Source organism: Hydrogenophaga luteola, assembly GCF_042648585.1.
Lineage (GTDB): Bacteria > Pseudomonadota > Gammaproteobacteria > Burkholderiales > Burkholderiaceae_C > Hydrogenophaga > Hydrogenophaga luteola.
The window spans coordinates 439,732-456,345 of record NZ_JBHRXX010000001.1 but is presented as its reverse complement, the minus strand read 5'-3'; the positions used below and the strand labels follow the sequence as shown (position 1 = coordinate 456,345).

General features: G+C 68.2%; 18 protein-coding genes. 11 read left to right on the top strand and 7 right to left on the bottom strand.

The window, feature by feature from the left end:
• Positions 1–2: 2 nt before the first annotated feature.
• Positions 3–941: a LysR family transcriptional regulator gene (locus ACFOPI_RS02135; RefSeq protein ID WP_382170272.1), complete on the top strand. Its 939-nt coding sequence runs from the start codon at positions 3–5 to the stop codon at positions 939–941.
• 15 nt (positions 942–956) lie between these two features.
• On the opposite strand, the gene ACFOPI_RS02130 is transcribed toward ACFOPI_RS02135, so the two are convergent.
• Positions 957–1,457, bottom strand: coding sequence for an O-acetyl-ADP-ribose deacetylase (locus ACFOPI_RS02130; RefSeq protein WP_382170269.1), 501 nt, complete (start codon positions 1,455–1,457; stop codon positions 957–959).
• 348 nt (positions 1,458–1,805) lie between these two features.
• Between ACFOPI_RS02130 and ACFOPI_RS02125 the strand changes: the two genes are divergently transcribed.
• A complete protein-coding gene (locus tag ACFOPI_RS02125) occupies positions 1,806–2,390 on the top strand; it encodes an O-methyltransferase (RefSeq protein ID WP_382170267.1) in 585 nt (194 codons plus the stop codon).
• Positions 2,391–2,402: 12 nt separating this feature from the next.
• Here the strand turns inward: ACFOPI_RS02125 and ACFOPI_RS02120 are convergent, their stop codons facing one another.
• The 4 genes from ACFOPI_RS02120 to ACFOPI_RS02105 form a co-directional block, all read right to left on the bottom strand.
• The gene (locus ACFOPI_RS02120; protein WP_382170265.1) at positions 2,403–3,401 is read right to left on the bottom strand and encodes a tripartite tricarboxylate transporter substrate binding protein; all 999 of its coding nucleotides are present in this window, start codon (positions 3,399–3,401) and stop codon (positions 2,403–2,405) included.
• A 128-nt stretch (positions 3,402–3,529) separates the two neighbouring features.
• Positions 3,530–4,051, bottom strand: coding sequence for a DUF1993 domain-containing protein (locus tag ACFOPI_RS02115; RefSeq protein ID WP_382170263.1), 522 nt, complete (start codon positions 4,049–4,051; stop codon positions 3,530–3,532).
• Positions 4,052–4,119: 68 nt separating this feature from the next.
• Positions 4,120–4,311: a hypothetical protein gene (locus ACFOPI_RS02110; RefSeq protein WP_382170261.1), complete on the bottom strand. Its 192-nt coding sequence runs from the start codon at positions 4,309–4,311 to the stop codon at positions 4,120–4,122.
• 131 nt (positions 4,312–4,442) lie between these two features.
• The gene (locus ACFOPI_RS02105) at positions 4,443–6,545 is read right to left on the bottom strand and encodes an acetoacetate--CoA ligase (RefSeq protein ID WP_382170259.1); all 2,103 of its coding nucleotides are present in this window, start codon (positions 6,543–6,545) and stop codon (positions 4,443–4,445) included.
• Positions 6,546–6,675: 130 nt separating this feature from the next.
• Here ACFOPI_RS02105 and ACFOPI_RS02100 point away from each other — a divergent pair, with 130 nt between their 5' ends.
• The 9 genes from ACFOPI_RS02100 to ACFOPI_RS02060 all read left to right on the top strand — a co-directional run bounded on the left by ACFOPI_RS02100 (position 6,676) and on the right by ACFOPI_RS02060 (position 15,654).
• Complete coding sequence (locus ACFOPI_RS02100; protein WP_382170257.1) at positions 6,676–7,425, top strand: TetR family transcriptional regulator; 750 nt, start codon at positions 6,676–6,678, stop codon at positions 7,423–7,425.
• The gene (locus ACFOPI_RS02095; protein WP_382170255.1) at positions 7,422–8,495 is read left to right on the top strand and encodes a C4-dicarboxylate TRAP transporter substrate-binding protein; all 1,074 of its coding nucleotides are present in this window, start codon (positions 7,422–7,424) and stop codon (positions 8,493–8,495) included. Before ACFOPI_RS02100 ends, ACFOPI_RS02095 begins: the two co-directional genes overlap by 4 nt.
• Before the next feature lie 23 nt (positions 8,496–8,518).
• On the top strand, positions 8,519–9,079 hold the full coding sequence (locus tag ACFOPI_RS02090) for a TRAP transporter small permease subunit (RefSeq protein ID WP_382170253.1): 561 nt from the start codon (positions 8,519–8,521) through the stop codon (positions 9,077–9,079).
• Positions 9,076–10,392, top strand: coding sequence for a TRAP transporter large permease (locus tag ACFOPI_RS02085; RefSeq protein WP_382170252.1), 1,317 nt, complete (start codon positions 9,076–9,078; stop codon positions 10,390–10,392). Before ACFOPI_RS02090 ends, ACFOPI_RS02085 begins: the two co-directional genes overlap by 4 nt.
• A 46-nt stretch (positions 10,393–10,438) precedes the next feature.
• A complete protein-coding gene (locus tag ACFOPI_RS02080; RefSeq protein WP_382170250.1) occupies positions 10,439–11,245 on the top strand; it encodes a cyclase family protein in 807 nt (268 codons plus the stop codon).
• A gap of 12 nt (positions 11,246–11,257) precedes the next feature.
• Complete coding sequence (gene fahA / locus ACFOPI_RS02075; protein ID WP_382170248.1) at positions 11,258–12,583, top strand: fumarylacetoacetase; 1,326 nt, start codon at positions 11,258–11,260, stop codon at positions 12,581–12,583.
• 91 nt (positions 12,584–12,674) lie between these two features.
• The gene (locus ACFOPI_RS02070) at positions 12,675–13,964 is read left to right on the top strand and encodes a solute carrier family 23 protein (RefSeq protein ID WP_382170246.1); all 1,290 of its coding nucleotides are present in this window, start codon (positions 12,675–12,677) and stop codon (positions 13,962–13,964) included.
• Positions 13,965–13,969: 5 nt separating this feature from the next.
• Positions 13,970–14,395 (top strand): hotdog fold thioesterase, encoded by a 426-nt coding sequence (locus ACFOPI_RS02065; RefSeq protein ID WP_382170244.1) that lies wholly within the window; start codon positions 13,970–13,972, stop codon positions 14,393–14,395.
• A gap of 134 nt (positions 14,396–14,529) precedes the next feature.
• On the top strand, positions 14,530–15,654 hold the full coding sequence (locus tag ACFOPI_RS02060) for a PilT/PilU family type 4a pilus ATPase (RefSeq protein WP_382170242.1): 1,125 nt from the start codon (positions 14,530–14,532) through the stop codon (positions 15,652–15,654).
• 18 nt (positions 15,655–15,672) lie between these two features.
• Here the strand turns inward: ACFOPI_RS02060 and ACFOPI_RS02055 are convergent, their stop codons facing one another.
• Positions 15,673–16,005 (bottom strand): hypothetical protein, encoded by a 333-nt coding sequence (locus tag ACFOPI_RS02055; RefSeq protein WP_382170240.1) that lies wholly within the window; start codon positions 16,003–16,005, stop codon positions 15,673–15,675.
• Positions 16,002–16,568, bottom strand: coding sequence for a cob(I)yrinic acid a,c-diamide adenosyltransferase (locus tag ACFOPI_RS02050; RefSeq protein WP_382170238.1), 567 nt, complete (start codon positions 16,566–16,568; stop codon positions 16,002–16,004). Before ACFOPI_RS02050 ends, ACFOPI_RS02055 begins: the two co-directional genes overlap by 4 nt.
• Between the last annotated feature and the right edge of the window lie 46 nt (positions 16,569–16,614).

The window sequence follows — 16,614 nt, the reverse complement described above, 5'->3', positions numbered from 1 at the left end:
CCATGATGCAGTTGAAGGTGCGCCAGCTGCGCGTGTTTGAGGCCGTGGCCACCAGCGCCAGCTTCTCGCGCGCGGCCGAGCAGCTGGAGATGACCCAGCCTGCGGTGTCGATGGCGGTGCGCCAGATCGAGCAGGCGCTGGGCACCGCCCTGTTCGACCCGGCCGACCGCCGCCGCCTGAGCGACGCCGGGCAGGAGCTGCTGATGCACGCGCGCATCATCCTGGCGCAGGTGCGCGCGGCCGAAGAGGCCATGGCCTTCTACGCCAGCGACGGCAGCAAGGAAACCTCGCGCGGGCTGCGCGGCCTGTTGCACCTGGGCGTGGTGCAGACGGCCAACTACTTCGCGCCGCGCCTGCTCAGCGAGTTCCACCAGCGCCACCCAGACGTGCACCTCAAGCTCACGGTGGCCAAGCGCGGCGAGATCCTGGACCTGCTGGCCGAGCGGCGGCTGGACATCGCCATCACCGGCTACCCGCCGTCGGAGGCGGACGTGGAGGCGCACAGCTTCGCGCGCCACCCGCACTGCATCGTGGCCTCGGTGACCCACCCGCTGGCCAAACGCAACGCGCTGGAATGGACCGACCTTCGGCAGGAGGACTTCATCTTCCGCGAGCCGGGTTCGTCGACCCGGCTGTTTCTCGAACAGCTGCTGCAGGCGCAATCGATCCAGGTGCGCCAGCGGCTGGAACTCTCGGGCAACGAGACCGTGAAACACGCGGTGATGGAAGGCCTGGGCATCAGCTTCCTCTCGGCCCACGTGTTCCAGGTGGAGCTGGAAGCCGGCCGCATCACGGTGCTCGACCTGGCCGACATGCCCAAGTACATCGACTGGTGCTTCATCCACCGCCGCGACGCCGCGCTCAACGGAGTGAACCAGGCGTTCAAGGACTTCGTGTTCGCGGAGGGGACGCGGATCGCGGCTTGTCTGGTGCGGGGGTGAACGACTGGTTCCCGCTCAGGCCAACGCCGCCCGGTACACCGCGAGGTCGGCCGCCGAGAAGCAGCAGAAGGTGACGGACTGCACCGGGCATCCGGCCGCCAGCACCTGGCGCACCGTCCCAACGGCCACCGTCGACGCCTCTTCGATGGGGTAGCCGAAGATGCCTGTGCTGATGCTCGGGAACGCCAGCGACTCCACCCCGGCGGCCGCCGCCACTTCCAGCGACCGCCGGTAGCAGGACGCGAGCAGTGCGGGCTCCCCGTGCTCGCCGCCACGCCAGACCGGTCCGACCGTGTGAATGATGAACCGGGCGGGCAGTCGATACCCCTTGGTCAGCTTAGCGTCGCCCGTCTTGCAACCTCCGAGCAGGCGGCATTCGTGCAGCAGATCGGGCCCCGCGGCCCTGTGGATGGCCCCGTCCACCCCGCCGCCACTGAGCAACGACGAGTTGGCCGCGTTGACGATGGCGTCGACGCGCAGCTTGGTGATGTCACCCTGGATGGCGCACAGAAGCATCTGGATTGGCAATGGTTGGAACACAACAGGGTGTGCAAACGACTTCGGAGACTTCAGTCCCCGCTGGCTGAAGCGCTCTATTCATGCGGGAGACAGTGTATCGAGCGGACTTCTGTGGCCTCGCACAACGTGCGACCCATAGCCTAAGATGCCTTTCCATGTTGTCGCGCCTGTCCACACCCTCGCTGCGCACCCTGCTGCTACAGGGCCGGGGCAGGACCGCGCGCCTTCCGCCTGCAACTGCAGGCTGCTGATCCCCCTGCCCCGTTTGACCACCGGCTGCCGCAGCGGCCGGCAGGGATGTGACGCGCGAACCCTTTCCGCCCTCACTCCTCGGGATCAACGAACATGAACGATCACCTTTCCCTTCGCGAACCGACGGCGCTCGCCGCCCTTTTGGCCGACACCTGCGCAGCCGGTTTCACCATGGCCTCCGAACCGCTCACGGGCAGCCTGCTGCGCACCCTGGCGGCCAGCAAGCCTGGCGGACGCCTGCTCGAAATCGGCACAGGCACCGGCCTGTCCACCGCCTGGCTGCTGGACGGCATGGACGCGCACGCCACGCTCACCACGGTGGACAACGACCAAGCCGTGCTGGCCATCGCGCAACGTCACCTCGGGCACGACCCGCGTCTGTCGGTGGTGTGCGCCGATGGCGATGCGTGGCTGGACACGCTCCCGCCCGGCTCGTTCGACCTGGTCTTTGCGGACTCGTGGCCCGGCAAGTACCGTCGGCTGCACGAGACCCTGGCGCTGCTGCTGCCGGGCGGCGTGTACGTGGTGGACGACATGCGGCCGCAGCCGAACTGGCCCGAGGGCCACGACCTCAAGGCCCAGGCGTTGTTGCGGACACTGACCACACTGCCCGGCTTCCACACGACCGTGCTGTCGTGGGCCACGGGCATCGTGCTGTCTGTGCGCTGCGCCGCTTGACGCGTCGCCCCGTCAGCTTTTCTTCGCCAGCCCCAGCCGCTCGATGGTCGCCTTCTCGGCCTTGAAGGTGCGCTCGGCGTAGGCGGTGTAGTCGGCCGTGTTCATGTAGATCACGGGCTGGAAAAACTTGTCCAGCGTGGCGAGCACGGCCGGGTCTTCCAGGGTCTTCCTGAACGCGTCGTGCAGCACCTTGACAGTGGCCGGGTCCATGCCCTTGGGTCCGCCGATGCCAAACGGCGATTCGCTGATGGTGTCCCAGCCGCTTTCCTTGACGGTGGGCACATCGGGGAAGGCCTTGTTGCGCTGGCTGCCCAGCGTGGCCAGCAGGCGCAGCTTGCCGCTCTGCACGTGCGGCGCGAACTCGGTGGTGCCGCTCATCATGCGGATGTGGCCACCGAGGATGGCCTGCATGATTTCGGCCGAACCCTTGAACGGGACCGGGTTGAGCTGGATGCCGGCCTTGTCGCTGAACTCCTCGATGGCCAGGTGCGGCGTGGTGCCGGTGCCGGTGTGGCCGTATTCGAGCTTGCCCGGGTTGGCCTTGGCGTAGGCCACCATGTCTTTGAGCGTCTTGAAGGGCGCATCGGCGGTGCAGGCGATGCCGAAGGTGTAGCCCGTGAGGCAGACGATGTGGGTGAGGTCCTTCACCGGGTCGAAGTTCATCGCCTGCATGTGCGGCAGGCGGTAGATGCCCAGCGGCAGCTGCGTCAGCGTGTAGCCGTCGGGCGCGGCGCTGACCATGGCGGAAGCGCCCAGCGTGCCGCCTGCGCCGGGTTTGTTCTCCACGATGACCGTAGCGCCCAGGGCCTTGCCCGCGCTGTCGGCGAAGGCCCGCATCACGGCGTCGCTGCTGCCGCCGGTGGGCCAGGGTGCGATGAGCTTGATCGGGCGGCTGGGGAATTTGTCCTGCGCCAGCACATGGGCCGGCAGCAGGGCCGGCGCGGCAAGCGCGGCGGCTGAGGCGAGGACCTGGCGGCGGCTCAGGGCATGGGGGCGGCGGGGATGGCTCATGCGTGTCTCCTGCGGGGGGTGTTGGACCGACCCGCCAACATAGCCCGCCAGACCCCCGCTGGGAACCGGGGCCGCCCCGAAGCCGGCGCGGTTTCAGTCGCGCCGGAGACGCTGCCCGCGCGCCGGGTTCACGCGCTGGCCTGCTCGCCCACCAGGTAGTCGGCCTTGCCCAGGTCCACGCCGTTGTGGCGCAGCAGGGCGTAGGCGGTGGTGACGTGGAAGAACAGGTTGGGGATGGCCCAGTGCTTCAGATACGCCTCGCCGGTCATGGTGCGGGTCTTGTCGCGGCCGACCGGGAAGGTGATCTGGGCTTCTTCGCGGCCGTCGATGGAAGCGGCCGGTACGGTGGCCAGCCAGTCCAGGGTCTTGGTGATGCGGGCCTGCAGTTCGGCGAAGGTGGTTTCGTTGTCCTCGAACTTCGGCGCCTCGACGCCGGCCAGGCGCGCGGTGCCGTTCTTGGCCGCGTCGCAGGCGATGCGGATCTGGGCGGCAAACGGCAGCATGTCGGGCGCCAGGCGCGCCGTGACGAACACGTTGGGATCGAACTTGCGCGCGGCCGCGTTGGCCTCGGCTTTTTTCAGGCAGTGCAGCAGGTTGGACAGGGCGGTCTGGAAGACGGGCAGGCTGGCGGACGAGAGGGTGATGGGCATGGGCTTGCGGGTGGGTGGTGGAGAAAGTCCGGCATGCTACGCCAGACCCCGCACCCGTGCAGGCGCCCTCACCTCAATGCGTCGGGCACGGTCGGGATGTGTTCTGGCGCCACCACAGCCGCGCCATGTGGCTCGCCGTCGTCCAGGGTCTGCCAGTCGCTCGTCAGCAGGTCCATCAGCGCGTGGTCCAGGCTATCGATGTCAATGTCCAGGGGCTCGAACAGGCCTTCGGGCTCTACAGGAGAAATGCCGCGGTTCATCTGCGTCCTCCGATCTGATCGGTGGCTGCGCGCTGGAATGGGCACTGCGCAGTGCGATCACCCGAAAGTGTTCATCAAAGCGGCCGGCTTGACCAGTAACAAGCGGTTTCACCATGTACACGACCGGGGCTTCAGGCCGGGGTGGCGCCGGCCCGCTGGCGGGCGTAGGCCGCGTACCAGTCCAGGCAACCCGGGTTGGCCATGGCCTCCCGGTTGATCACCTTGTCCAGCGACTGGCCGAGCAGCAGCTTCTTGATCGGCAGCTCCTGCTTCTTGCCCGAGAGCGTGCGCGGGATTTCGGCCACCTGCAGGATCTGGTCGGGCACGAAGCGCGGCGAGAGCGCGGTGCGGATGGCGCCGCTGATCTTCGCGGAGAGCGCCTCGTCCAAGGTGAGCCCGGGGCGCAGCACCACGAACAGCGGCATGAAGCTCTCGCGGCCGAGGTATTCGAGGTCCACCACCATGCTGTCGAGCACCTCGGGCAGGGCCTCGACCGCGCTGTACAGCTCGCTGGTGCCCATGCGCAGGCCGTGGCGGTTGATGGTGGCATCCGACCGGCCGTAGATGACGCAGGAACCGTCTGGGAAGATGCGCAGCCAGTCGCCATGGCGCCAGACGGCGCCGGCTTCCTTGCCCAGATCGCCGCCGCCAGGTCGTCGGCCGTGGCCCGGTGGGTACATGTCGAAGTAGCTGCCGATCAGGCGCTGGTGGTCGGTGTCGCCGACAAAGTACAGCGGCATGGACGGGATGGGTTGCGCGCAGACCAGTTCCCCCACGGCATCGGTGACCGGGCGGCCTTGCTCGTCCCAGGCCTCGACCGCACAACCCAGCAAGCGGCACTGCATGCGGCCGGGGGTCTGCGGCAGCTCGCGATTCCCGCCGATGAAGGCGCCGGCAAAGTCCGTGCCGCCGGAAATGTTGCACCACCAGATGTCTTTCTGCACCTCGGTCTTCGCGATGGCGGCGAACTGGGATGTGCCCCAGCGCTGCGCATCTTCCGACAGCGGCGAGCCGGTGGTGCCGAGCGCGCGCACGCTTGAGAGGTCGCCACAGGTCGAGAGGTCCACACCCGCCTTGAGGCAGTTGGCAAAGAACGCCGCACCCGCGCCGAAGAAGGTGACGCCCTCGCGCGCCGCAAAGCGCCAGAGCACGGTCCAGTCGGGCTTGTCTTTTGAGCCGCCCGGGTTGCCGTCGTAGATGACGCAGGTGGTGCCGGCCAGCAGGCCGCTGACCTGCGCGTTCCACATCACCCAGCCAGTGGAGCTGTACCAGTGGTAGCGCTCGCCCCAGCTGTTGGGCGCGTAGCTGCAACCCACGTCGTTGTGCAGGGTCTTGAGCGCCATGGCCACGATGACGGTGCCGCCGTGGCCATGCACGATGGGTTTGGGCAGGCCCGTGGTGCCGCTGCTGTAGACGATCCACAGCGGGTGGTCGAAGGGCAGCCACAGCGGCTCGAAGGCCGCCACCGCCGCGTCGTTGCGCGCGGTAGCGGTGTGGAAGTCGTCGCAAGGCTGCGCCAACTCCAGCGCACGGTCGATGTCCGCGGGCTCCTGCGCCAGGTTGGTGTGCAGGATCACGTGGCGCACCGTCGGCAGCGCCGCGCGCAGCTCGGCCACCACGGCCAGGCGGTCGTGGTCCTTGCCGCCGTAGCTCACGCCGTCGCAAGCGATCAGCGCCACCGGCTCGATCTGCTTGAAGCGGTCGAGCACCGCATTCGTTCCCATGTCGGGCGCGCACACGCTCCACACGCCGCCGATGCTGACCACCGCGAGGAAGGCGACCATGGTCTCGGGGATGTTGGGCAGATAGGCGGCCACCCGGTCGCCGGGTTTCACGCCCTGGGCCCGCAGGTGCAGCGCGAGCGACGCGACCTGGCGCCGCAGCTCGGGCCAGCTCAGTTCGCGGCGCTGGCACTTTTCGTTGTCCGAGATCACGGCGGGAAAACCCGCCGCGTGCGCCGCGTCGACATGGCGGAACACCTGCTGCGCGTAGTTGAACTGCGCGCCGGGGAACCAGCGCGCGCCGGGCATCACGTTGCGTTCGAGCACGGCCGTGTGCGGCGTGGGCGAGCGCAGATCGAAGTAGTCCCAGATGCTCTGCCAGAAGGCGTCCAGCTCGGTGGTGGACCAGCGCCAGAGCGCGTCGTAACTGTCGAAGCGCAGGCCGCGCTCGCGGGCCAGCCACTCCTGGTAAAGGCGGATCTGGGGAACGTACGGGGGCGGTGTCGTGGCCATGTTTTTTGTCTCCTGCGGCGCAGGGTAGCAGCGGGTGCGCGGCGGCAGCTATCGCGCAGTTGTCAGGTCGGCGGGCGCAAGGGTTTGTACGGATGTTCAACTTTTTTGTACAAACGTTCAATACCGCTCCATGGCCACCCGCCCCGCCCCCCGAACATCCCGCGCCCGGTCCACCGCCGCGCAGGGCACACCGCAGCGGCCCGACCGGCAGATGGCCATCCTGCTCGCGGCCGAGAAGCTGTTCGCGCAGCACGGCTACCACGGCGTGTCGATCCGCCAGATCGCGGAGGAGGCCCAGGTGCCGCTGGCGCTGGTGGGCTACTACTACGGCCCCAAGAGCGAGCTGTTCCACGCCATCTTCCAGCACTGGCAAGGCACCATCCAGGAACGCCTGGCGCTGCTGCAGCAGGTGCTGACCGGGCCGCCGACAGAGGCCTTCCTGCGCCAGGTGGTGGAGGCTTTCGTGCGGCCGGTGCTGGTGCAGCGCGCGAGCGCCGAGGGCGAGTACTACGCCCAGCTGGTGGGCCGCGAGCTGGCCCGCCAGACGCCCGAGACGCACCGGGTGCTGACCGAGTTCTTCGACCCGCTGGCCCACAGCTTCATCGACGCCATCCACGCCGCCCGGCCGGGCCACGACCGCGCCCTGGCCGCCTGGGCCTACCAGTTCGCGCTGGGCGCGCTGCTGCACCACATCACCGACCACCGCGCACCGACGCTTTCGCGCGGACGCAACCAGGTCTGTGCGCCCGAGGCGGCGCCGCTGCTGATCGACTTCATCACCGCCGGCATCGCGGCCGTGATGCCCCTGTCCCCCCCGGTTTCCCCGTCCCCGCGCCGCAGAGCGCCATCGCCTTCCACCACCTCACGGAGACAAGCATGAAACGCCGCACCTTCCAGACCACCCTGCTCGCATCGGCTCTCGCCTTCGCGGGCCTGCACAGCGCCCACGCGCAGCAGACCATCAAGCTCACCGCCGCGGGCGGCCACCCGCCGGTGTTCCTGTGGGTCAAGCTGCTGGATGAGTTCTACATCCCCGAGGTGGACAAGCGCCTGGCCGCGGCCGGCGGCAAGCACAAAGTGGAATGGACCAAGGCCTGGGGCGGCACGCTGATCAAGATCGGCGCCGAGTCCAAGGGCATTTCCGATGGCATCGCCGATTTCGGCTTCGTCGGCACGCTGTTCGAGGCTGCCAAGTTCCCGATGCAGAACGTGAGCTACGTGGCGCCCTTCGGCACCGACAACCTGGGCGCGGTCGGCACCATCGTGGCCGACATGCAGAAGAAGATCCCGGCCATGGGCGACACCTGGACCAAGAACGGCCTGGTCTACCTGGGTGGCACGGCGCTGGACACCTACCACCTCTGGACCAACTTCCCGGTCAAGTCCATCGACGACCTCAAGGGCAAGAAGATCAGCGCGCCCGGCCCGTCGGCCAACTGGGTGAAGAACACCGGCGCGGTCGCGGTGGCCGGCTCGCTGCCGACCTACTACGAGGACATCAAGTCGGGTGTGTCCAACGGCGCCATCACCTTCAGCACCGGCGCCTGGGGCGCCAAGCTGCACGAGGTGGCACCCTATGTGACCAAGGTGAACTTCGGCTCGATGTTTGCAGGCGCCGTGGTGATGAACAAGCGCCGCTTTGACGCGCTGCCCCCCGAGGTGCAGCAGGTGTTCCGCGAAGTGGGTGTGGAGTACGACAAGCGCTTTGCCGAGGCACAGCGCTCCACCGCCGACGCGCTGTTGCAGAAGATGGCCGCCGCCGGCGCCACCGTCAGCGAGCTGCCAGCCGCCGAGCGCCAGCGCTGGGCCGACACCATTCCCAACGTGGCGCAGACCTGGGCCGCCGACCTGCAGGGCAAGGGCGCGCCGGGCACCGAGATCCTCAAGGCCTACATGGAAGGCCTGAAGAAGAGCGGCGCCCAGCTGCCGCGCGACTGGTCGGTCAAGTAAGCAAGTCCCAGCCCGGAGTCCCCATGAGCCACCCACCGCAGGATGCCTACAACCTGCCCCTGCCCTTCGGGCTGCACCGGATCACCCAGGCGCTCAACGCCCTGGGCACGCTGCTCATCATCGGTCTGATGCTGCTGATCAACACCGACATCGTCGGGCGCACCGGCTTCGACGCGCCGGTGCGCGGCGTGACCGAGCTGGTGTCGCTGTCCATCGTGGGCATCGTCTTCCTGCAGCTGGCCGACACGCTGCGCTGCGGCCGCTTCACGCGCGCCGACATGCTGCTGGACCGGCTCAAGCGCGAGCGGCCGGTGCTGGCCGCGCGGCTGCAGGCGCTGTATCACCTGCTCGGCGCGCTGCTGATGGCTGTGATCCTCTGGGCCGCCTGGCCCTCGCTGACCGAGTCCATTGCATCGCGCGAGTACGTGGGGGCGCTGGGTGACTTCACGGCGCCGGTCTGGCCGGTGCGGCTAATGATGCTGATCGGACTGGCCATGACGGCGCTGACCTTCGTGCTGCTGGCCGTGCTCGACCTGCAGCGCGGCCAGCGCGAGGTTGCAACGACAGCGGAGTCTGCCCCATGAGCGCCACCACCGTTGCCGTGCTCTCGCTGGTGCTGATGCTGCTGCTGATCTGGGGCGGCCTGCACGTGGCCGTGGTGCTGGGTCTGGTGTCGTTCGTGGGGGTCTGGATCATCCGCGACGACATCGGCGTGGCCGCCAACCTGCTGGCGCAGGCCTCGAGCGACGCCATCGCCAGCCACATCTTCGGCGTGGTGCCGCTGTTCGTGCTGACCGGTTTTCTGGTGGCGCGGGCCGACATCGGCAAGGATGCTTTCGAGGTTGCCAACCAGCTGTTCCGCCGCCTGCGCGGCGGCCTGGGCGTGGCCACCGTCGCCTCCAACGCCGTGTTCGCCGCCATCACCGGCATCTCGATCGCCTCGGCCGCGGTGTTCACCCGCGTGGCCGTGCCGCAGATGATGCGCTTCGGTTACCAGCCGAAGTTCGCGGTGGGCGTGGTGGCCGGCTCGTCGGTGCTGGGCATGCTGATCCCGCCCAGCCTGCTGATGATCCTCTACGGCTTCCTGGCCAACCAGTCGGTGGGCGACCTGTTCACCGCCGGCATCGTGCCGGGCCTGCTGCTGGCCTCGGCCTTCGCCATCGGCATCGTGCTGGCGGCCTACTTCAAACCGTCCATGGTCTACGCGGGCGGCGAGATGCCAGTACCCGACGGGGACGACATGAGCCCGCTGACCATGGTGCTCAAGCTGGTGCCCATCGTGCTGATGATCGGCGGCGTGCTGGGCGGCCTGTACGGCGGCCTGTTCACCGCCACCGAGGCCGGTGCGGTGGGCGCGTCGCTGGCGCTGCTGATCGCGGTGCTGCGCCGCAAGCTCACGGCCAAGGCCTTCTGGGAGGTGCTGACCGAGACCGGGCATGTGACCGTGGCGGTGAGCTTCCTGATCATCTGCGCCAGCATCTACACCCGCATGCTGGCCATGTCGGGCATGCCGCAGTTCCTGATGGAGCTGATCAGCCACGCCGGCTTCGGGCCCTTCGCCTTCCTGCTGGTCTACGTGGTCATCATCGTCCTGCTGGGCACGGTGATCGATTCGTCGTCCATCCTGCTGATCGTGCTGCCGCTGATGCTGCCGATCGCCGAGCAGTTCGGCATGAACCTGATCTGGTTCGGCGTGGTCACCGTGGTGGCGGTCGAGATCGGCCTGCTCACGCCACCGTTCGGGCTCTCGGCCTACGTGGTCAAGAGCTCGCTGAACGACCCGCGCATCACGCTGGGCGACATCTTCCGCGGCACCGGCCCGTTCACGCTGATCATGGTCGGCGTGCTACTGCTGCTGATGGCCTTCCCTTCGCTGAGTCTGGTGCTGCTCAAGTGAGCGCCTGAGCGCACCCCCCCACACACAGAAACCCAAGGAGAACCCCATGCCCCGCAAGTTCGTCGACCTCTCGATCTACCTGGAAAACGACGTCATCTCCGACCCACCGGCCTTCGCGCCCAAGATCCAGTACTTCGACCACAAGAACTCCTTCGAGCAGATGGCGCCGTTCTTCCCCGGCCTGAAGCAGGAGGACCTGCCCGATGGCGATGTCTGGGCGGTGGAGATGATCCAGCTCTCGACCCACAACGGCACCCACCTGGACGCGCCCTACCACTTCCACAGCACCATGGACAAGGCGCTGGGCGAACAGAAGCGGTCGTGGACCATCGACGAGGTGCCGCTGGAGTGGTGCTTCCAGCCCGGCGTGAAGCTGGACTTCCGCCACTTCGCCGATGGCTACGTGGTCACCGCCGCCGACGTCGAGGCCGAACTGGCGCGCATCGGCCACACACTGAGCCCGCTGGAGATCGTGGTGGTCAACACCCGCGCCGGCAGCCGCTACGGCCACAACGACTTCGTCAGCGCCGGCTGCGGCATGGGCTACGACGCCACCATGTACCTGCTGGAGCGCGGCGTGCGCCTCACGGGCACTGACGCCTGGAGCTGGGACGCGCCCTTCGTCTACACCGCACAGAAGTACGCCGAATCGAAGGACGCCAGCCTGATCTGGGAAGGCCACAAGGCCGGTCGCGACATCGGCTACTGCCACCTGGAGAAGCTGCACAACCTCGAAGCCCTGCCGGCAAGCGGCTTCTACATCTCCTGCTTTCCGCACAAGATCCGCGGCGCTTCCGCTGGCTGGACGCGCGCGGTCGCGATTTTTGATGACGCGCTGATGCCTTCGGCCTGAACGGAGTCCGCCATGGAACTCAACCACACCCACGACCCCGCCGCCCGCAGCTGGCTGGCCTCGGCCAACGAACAGGGCAACGACTTCCCGATCCAGAACCTGCCCTTCGGCGTGTTCCGCCGGCAGGGCACAACCGAGGCTTTCCGCGGCGGCGTGGCCATCGGCGACCAGGTGATCGACCTCGCGGCGGTGTCGGCGTCCGGCACTCTGAATGGCCTGGCCGCCGACGCGGCCCGGGCCGCGGCACAGCCCGCACTCAACGACCTGCTGGCCATGGGCCCGGCCGCCTGGCGCGCGCTGCGCCACGCGCTGTTCGCCGCCATGTGCCACGACGCCGATGCCACCGTGGTGAGCGCCCTGCACACCTGCCTGGTGCCGCAAAGCGCCGTGGAGCACAGCGTGCCCACGCGCATCGGCGACTACACCGACTTCTACACCTCCATCCACCACGCGCGCAACGTGGGCCGCGTGATCCGGCCCGACGACCCGCTCACGCCCAACTTCCAGTGGATTCCCATTGCCTACCACGGCCGCGCCTCCAGCGTGGTGATCAGCGGCACGCCCTTCCACCGCCCGCACGGCCAGGCCATGGCCCCGGGGGCGGCAGCGCCGGTGTACGGCCCCTGCCGCCGGCTCGACTACGAGCTGGAAATGGGCTTCTACGTCGGCCCCGGCAACGCGCTGGGCCAGCCCATTCCCATGGCCGAAGCCGAGCAGCACATCTTCGGCATGTGCCTGCTCAACGACTGGTCGGCGCGCGACCACCAGTTCTGGGAGATGGCGCCACTCGGCCCCTTCCTGGGCAAGAACTTCTGCACCACGGTCTCGCCGTGGATCGTGACCATGGAGGCGCTGGCGCCCTACCGCGTGCCCTTCGCGCACCCGGCCGACGAGCCACAGCCCCTGCCCTACCTGGACAGCCCGGCCAACAGCGCGCAAGGCGGCGTGGATGTGCAGCTGGAAGTGGTGCTGCAGAGCGCCCAGCACCGGGCCCAGGGCCATGGCGGCGACCGGCTCTCGGCCACCAGCTTCCGCCACCAGTACTGGACCATCGCGCAGATGCTGGCGCAGCACGCCAACAACGGCTGCAACCTGCAGCCCGGCGACCTGCTGGGCACCGGCACCATCTCCGGCCCGACCTACGAAGAGGCGGGCGCCATCGTGGAACTGTCCATGGGTGGCACCCGGCAGGTTCCCCTGCCCGCCACGGGCGAGACGCGCAGCTTCCTGGAAGACGGTGACCACGTGATCCTGCGCGGCTGGTGCGAGAAGCCGGGCGCGGCGCGCATCGGTTTCGGCCGCTGCGAGGGCACAGTGCTGCCAGCCGTGGGCGGCTGACCCCCCCGCCCCCTCTGTCCCGCACCGGATCGGTGCGGGCGCCGATTTGCGCGCAGAATCCCGGCCCATCACAACACGAGAAGGAGAAACCATGGGCCTGCTCAGCTGGACCGAAAAATCCCCCACCACCCTCGCCAACGGCGGCGTCATCGGCCCCGATGAGCGCCTGCCCTGGCCGCAGACCGGCGTGATGGGCGTGCAGCATCTGATCGCCATGTTCGGCGCCACGGTGCTCGCCCCCATCCTCATGGGCTTCGACCCCAACGTCGCCATCCTCATGAGCGGCATCGGCACGCTGATCTTCTTCCTCATCACCGGCGGCAAGGTGCCGAGCTACCTCGGCTCCAGCTTCGCCTTCATCGGCGTGGTGATCGCAGCCACCGGCTACGCGGGCTCCGGCCCCAACGCCAACATCGGCGTGGCGCTGGGCGGCATCATCGCCTGCGGCGCGCTTTACACCCTCATTGGCGTGGTGGTGCAGGCCATCGGCACCGGCTGGATCGAGCGCTTCATGCCACCGGTGGTCACCGGCGCGGTGGTGGCGGTGATCGGCCTGAACCTGGCCGGCATTCCGATCAAGAACATGGCGCCGACCGACTTCGACAAGTGGATGCAGGGCATCACCTTCGTCTGCGTCGCGCTGGTGGCCGTGTTCAGCAGCGGCATGGTGCAGCGACTGCTGATCCTGGTCGGCCTGATCGTGGCCAGCGTCGTCTACGCCGTGCTCACCAACGGCATGGGCCTGGGCAAGCCGCTGGACCTGTCGGGCATCGCCAGCGCCGCCTGGTTCGGCATGCCGAACTTCAGTTCGCCTGTGTTCAGCGCCAACGTCATGCTGCTGATCGCGCCGGTGGCCATCATCCTGGTGGCCGAGAACCTGGGCCACATCAAGGCCGTGACCGCCATGACCGGCAAGAACCTGGACCAGTACATGGGCCGCGCCTTCATCGGCGACGGCATCGCCACCATGGTCGCCGGCAGCGCCGGCGGCACCGGCGTGACCACCTATGCAGAGAACATCGGCGTCATGGCCGCGACCAAGATCTATTCCACCGCCGTGTTCCTGGTGGCCGGCTGCATGGCCATCCTGCTCGGCTTTTCGCCCAAGTTCGGCGCGCTGATCCAGGCCATTCCGCTGGCTGTGATGGGCGGCGTGTCCATCGTGGTGTTCGGCCTCATCGCCGTGGCCGGCGCCAAGATCTGGGTCGACAACAAGGTCGACTTCTCGGACAACAAGAACCTGCTGGTCGCCGCCATCACCCTGGTGCTGGGCACCGGCGACTACACGCTCAAGTTCGGCGACTTCGCGCTGGGCGGCATCGGGACCGCGACCTTCGGCGCGATCCTGCTGTGGGCGCTGATCGGCGGCAAGAAAGGTTGAACACCATGGCACGCGTCTGGACACAGGACATCTCGGTGCAGGTGCTGACGGACCTCCACGTCGGCACCGCCGTGCAGCACCTGGGCATGGAGTTCCTGGAAGTCGGTGACGACTTCATCACCGCACGCGTGCCGGTGGACAGCCGCACCAAGCAGCCCTACGGCCTGCTGCACGGCGGCGTGAGCGTGGTGCTGGCCGAGACACTGGGCAGCTGCGGCGCGGCCTTCAGCTGCCCGAGCGGCCACCGCGCCGTGGGGCTGGACATCAACGCCAACCACCTCAAGGGTGCCACCAGCGGCTGGGTGACGGGCACCACCCGCCCGGTGCACGTCGGCCGCAGCACCCAGGTCTGGCAGATCGACCTGAAGAACGACGCGGGCGAGCTGACCTGCGTCTCGCGCATCACGATGGCGATTCTTCAACCCCGCTGAGCGGGGTTCTGGCCTCGGCTTCGGTGGGCGCCTCCCAAGCCACCCGGCCTGCAAAGGACTGATACAGATCAGAAGTGGTCAAGACAGGCCGCTCGGCGTCGATAAGGAACACAATCCCTTTTTTGCGCCGGACCATGGACACCGCCCTTTCCTCGCCGGATGACGACCTCGGCCACTACCTGTCGGCCATGGTCGCGCACGGCGCCTCCGATCTGTTCCTCTCGGCCGGCACCCCGGCCGGCCTCAAGGTGCATGGCGTCATGCGGCGCCTGCAAGAAGAGCCCCTGAACCCGGAGCGCATCAAGCGGCTGGCGTACTCCGTGATGCGCGAGTCACAGATCCGCGAGTTCGAGGCCGCGCTGGAATGTGATCTGGCGATCGCCATCAACGGCCTGGGCCGCTTCCGGGTGAACGTGTTCCGCCAGCGGGGCGACGTGGCCGTGGTGGTGCGGCACGTCAATGCCCGCATTCCCTCGCTGGAGGAGCTCAAGCTGCCGGCGTCGATCAGCCGCCTGTCCATGCTCAAGCGCGGACTGGTGCTGATCGTCGGGGCTGCGGGCTCCGGCAAGTCGACCACGCTGGCGGCGCTGATCGACCACCGCAACCAGAATGCGGCCGGCCACATCCTGACGGTCGAGGACCCGATGGAGTTCGAGCACAGCCATGGCAAGTCCATCGTCGACCAGCGCGAGGTCGGGCTGGACACCAAGTCCTTCGACGAGGCCCTGCGCCACGCCATGCGCGAGGCGCCGGACGTGATCATGATCGGCGAGATCCGCGACCTCGACACCATGCAGCACGCGCTGGCCTATGCCGAGACCGGCCACCTGTGCCTGTCCACCCTGCACGCCAACAACGCCAACCAGGCGATCCAGCGCATCCTCAACTTCTTCCCCGAAGCGGCCCACCGGCAGGTGCTGATGGACCTGTCGCTCAACCTCAAGGGCGTGGTGGGCCAGCGCCTGATCCGCGGGGCGAAGGGCAAGCTGGTGCCCGCGGTGGAGGTGATGCTGCTGTCACCCTACGTCGCCGACCTGATCCAGAAGGGACAGATCGACGACATCAAGGACGCGATGGCCAAAAGCAACGAGCAGGGCATGTGCACCTTCGACCAGTCGCTCTACGACCTGTACACGCAGGGCGAGCTCACGGCCGAGCAGGCGGTGGAGCATGCCGACTCGCGCACCGACCTCTCACTGCGCATCCGGCTGAACAGCGGCCAGCGGCCCGACACGGCCGGCCTGCACATCGAGACCTGACCGCCAGCGGGCGGCGGTTCACACCGCCCGTTCGCAGCGGCCTTGCGACTGGGCCAGGCCGCGGAAGTCGCTCTGCCAGGACAGCCGCGCCACGTCGATCTGGATGCGCTCGTTGTCCAGCGCGGTGAGGATGACCGTGCCCTCGACCGCAAAGCTGTGCACCGGCACGCCGTCGATGCCGACCGCGCTCACACGCTGGTCGTCGTAGGTGATCTCGACCCGGCGCACCCAGATCTCCCGCGCCGGCGCATAGACCGCCTCGCAGACCAGGCCGACCCGGCTGGCGGCCGCCGCGACCACGCCGGGCACCGACAGCACCAGTGCCAGCGCCATGAGCAGCAGCGGTTTCACGCCTGGCCGCCCTGCTGCATGCGCTCGCTCTTCCAGTACACGTCGTCGCCGCCGTTCATGCGGTTGAGCACCCGCGCGAGCACGAACATCAGGTCGGAGAGGCGGTTGAGGTACTGGCGCGGCGCTTCCTTGATCGCCTCTTCGTTCCCCAGGGCCACCAGGTGGCGCTCGGCGCGGCGCGCCACGGTGCGACACACATGGGCCTGGCTGGCGGCGCGGTTGCCGGCCGGCAGGATGAACTCCTGCAGGCGCGGCAGCTGTTCGTTGTAGGTGGCCAGGGCCTCGTCCAGCGCCAGCACGGCCTCGGGCTTGAGCAACTCGTAGCCGGGAATCGACAGTTCGCCACCGAGGTTGAACAGCTGGTGCTGGATCTCGACCAGCAGCGTGCGCACATCGGCGGGCATGTCCTCGCACAGCAGCAGGCCGATGTGCGAGTTGAGTTCGTCCACGTCGCCCATGGCGTGCACGCGAAGGCTGTTCTTGGACACGCGGGCGTTGTCGCCCAGGCCGGTGGTGCCGGCGTCGCCGGTGCGGGTTGCAATTTGGGATAGGCGGTTGCCCATGGGGGGGTCTCCTGCTGCCGCGGCGCACCTGTCGCGCACCGCACCG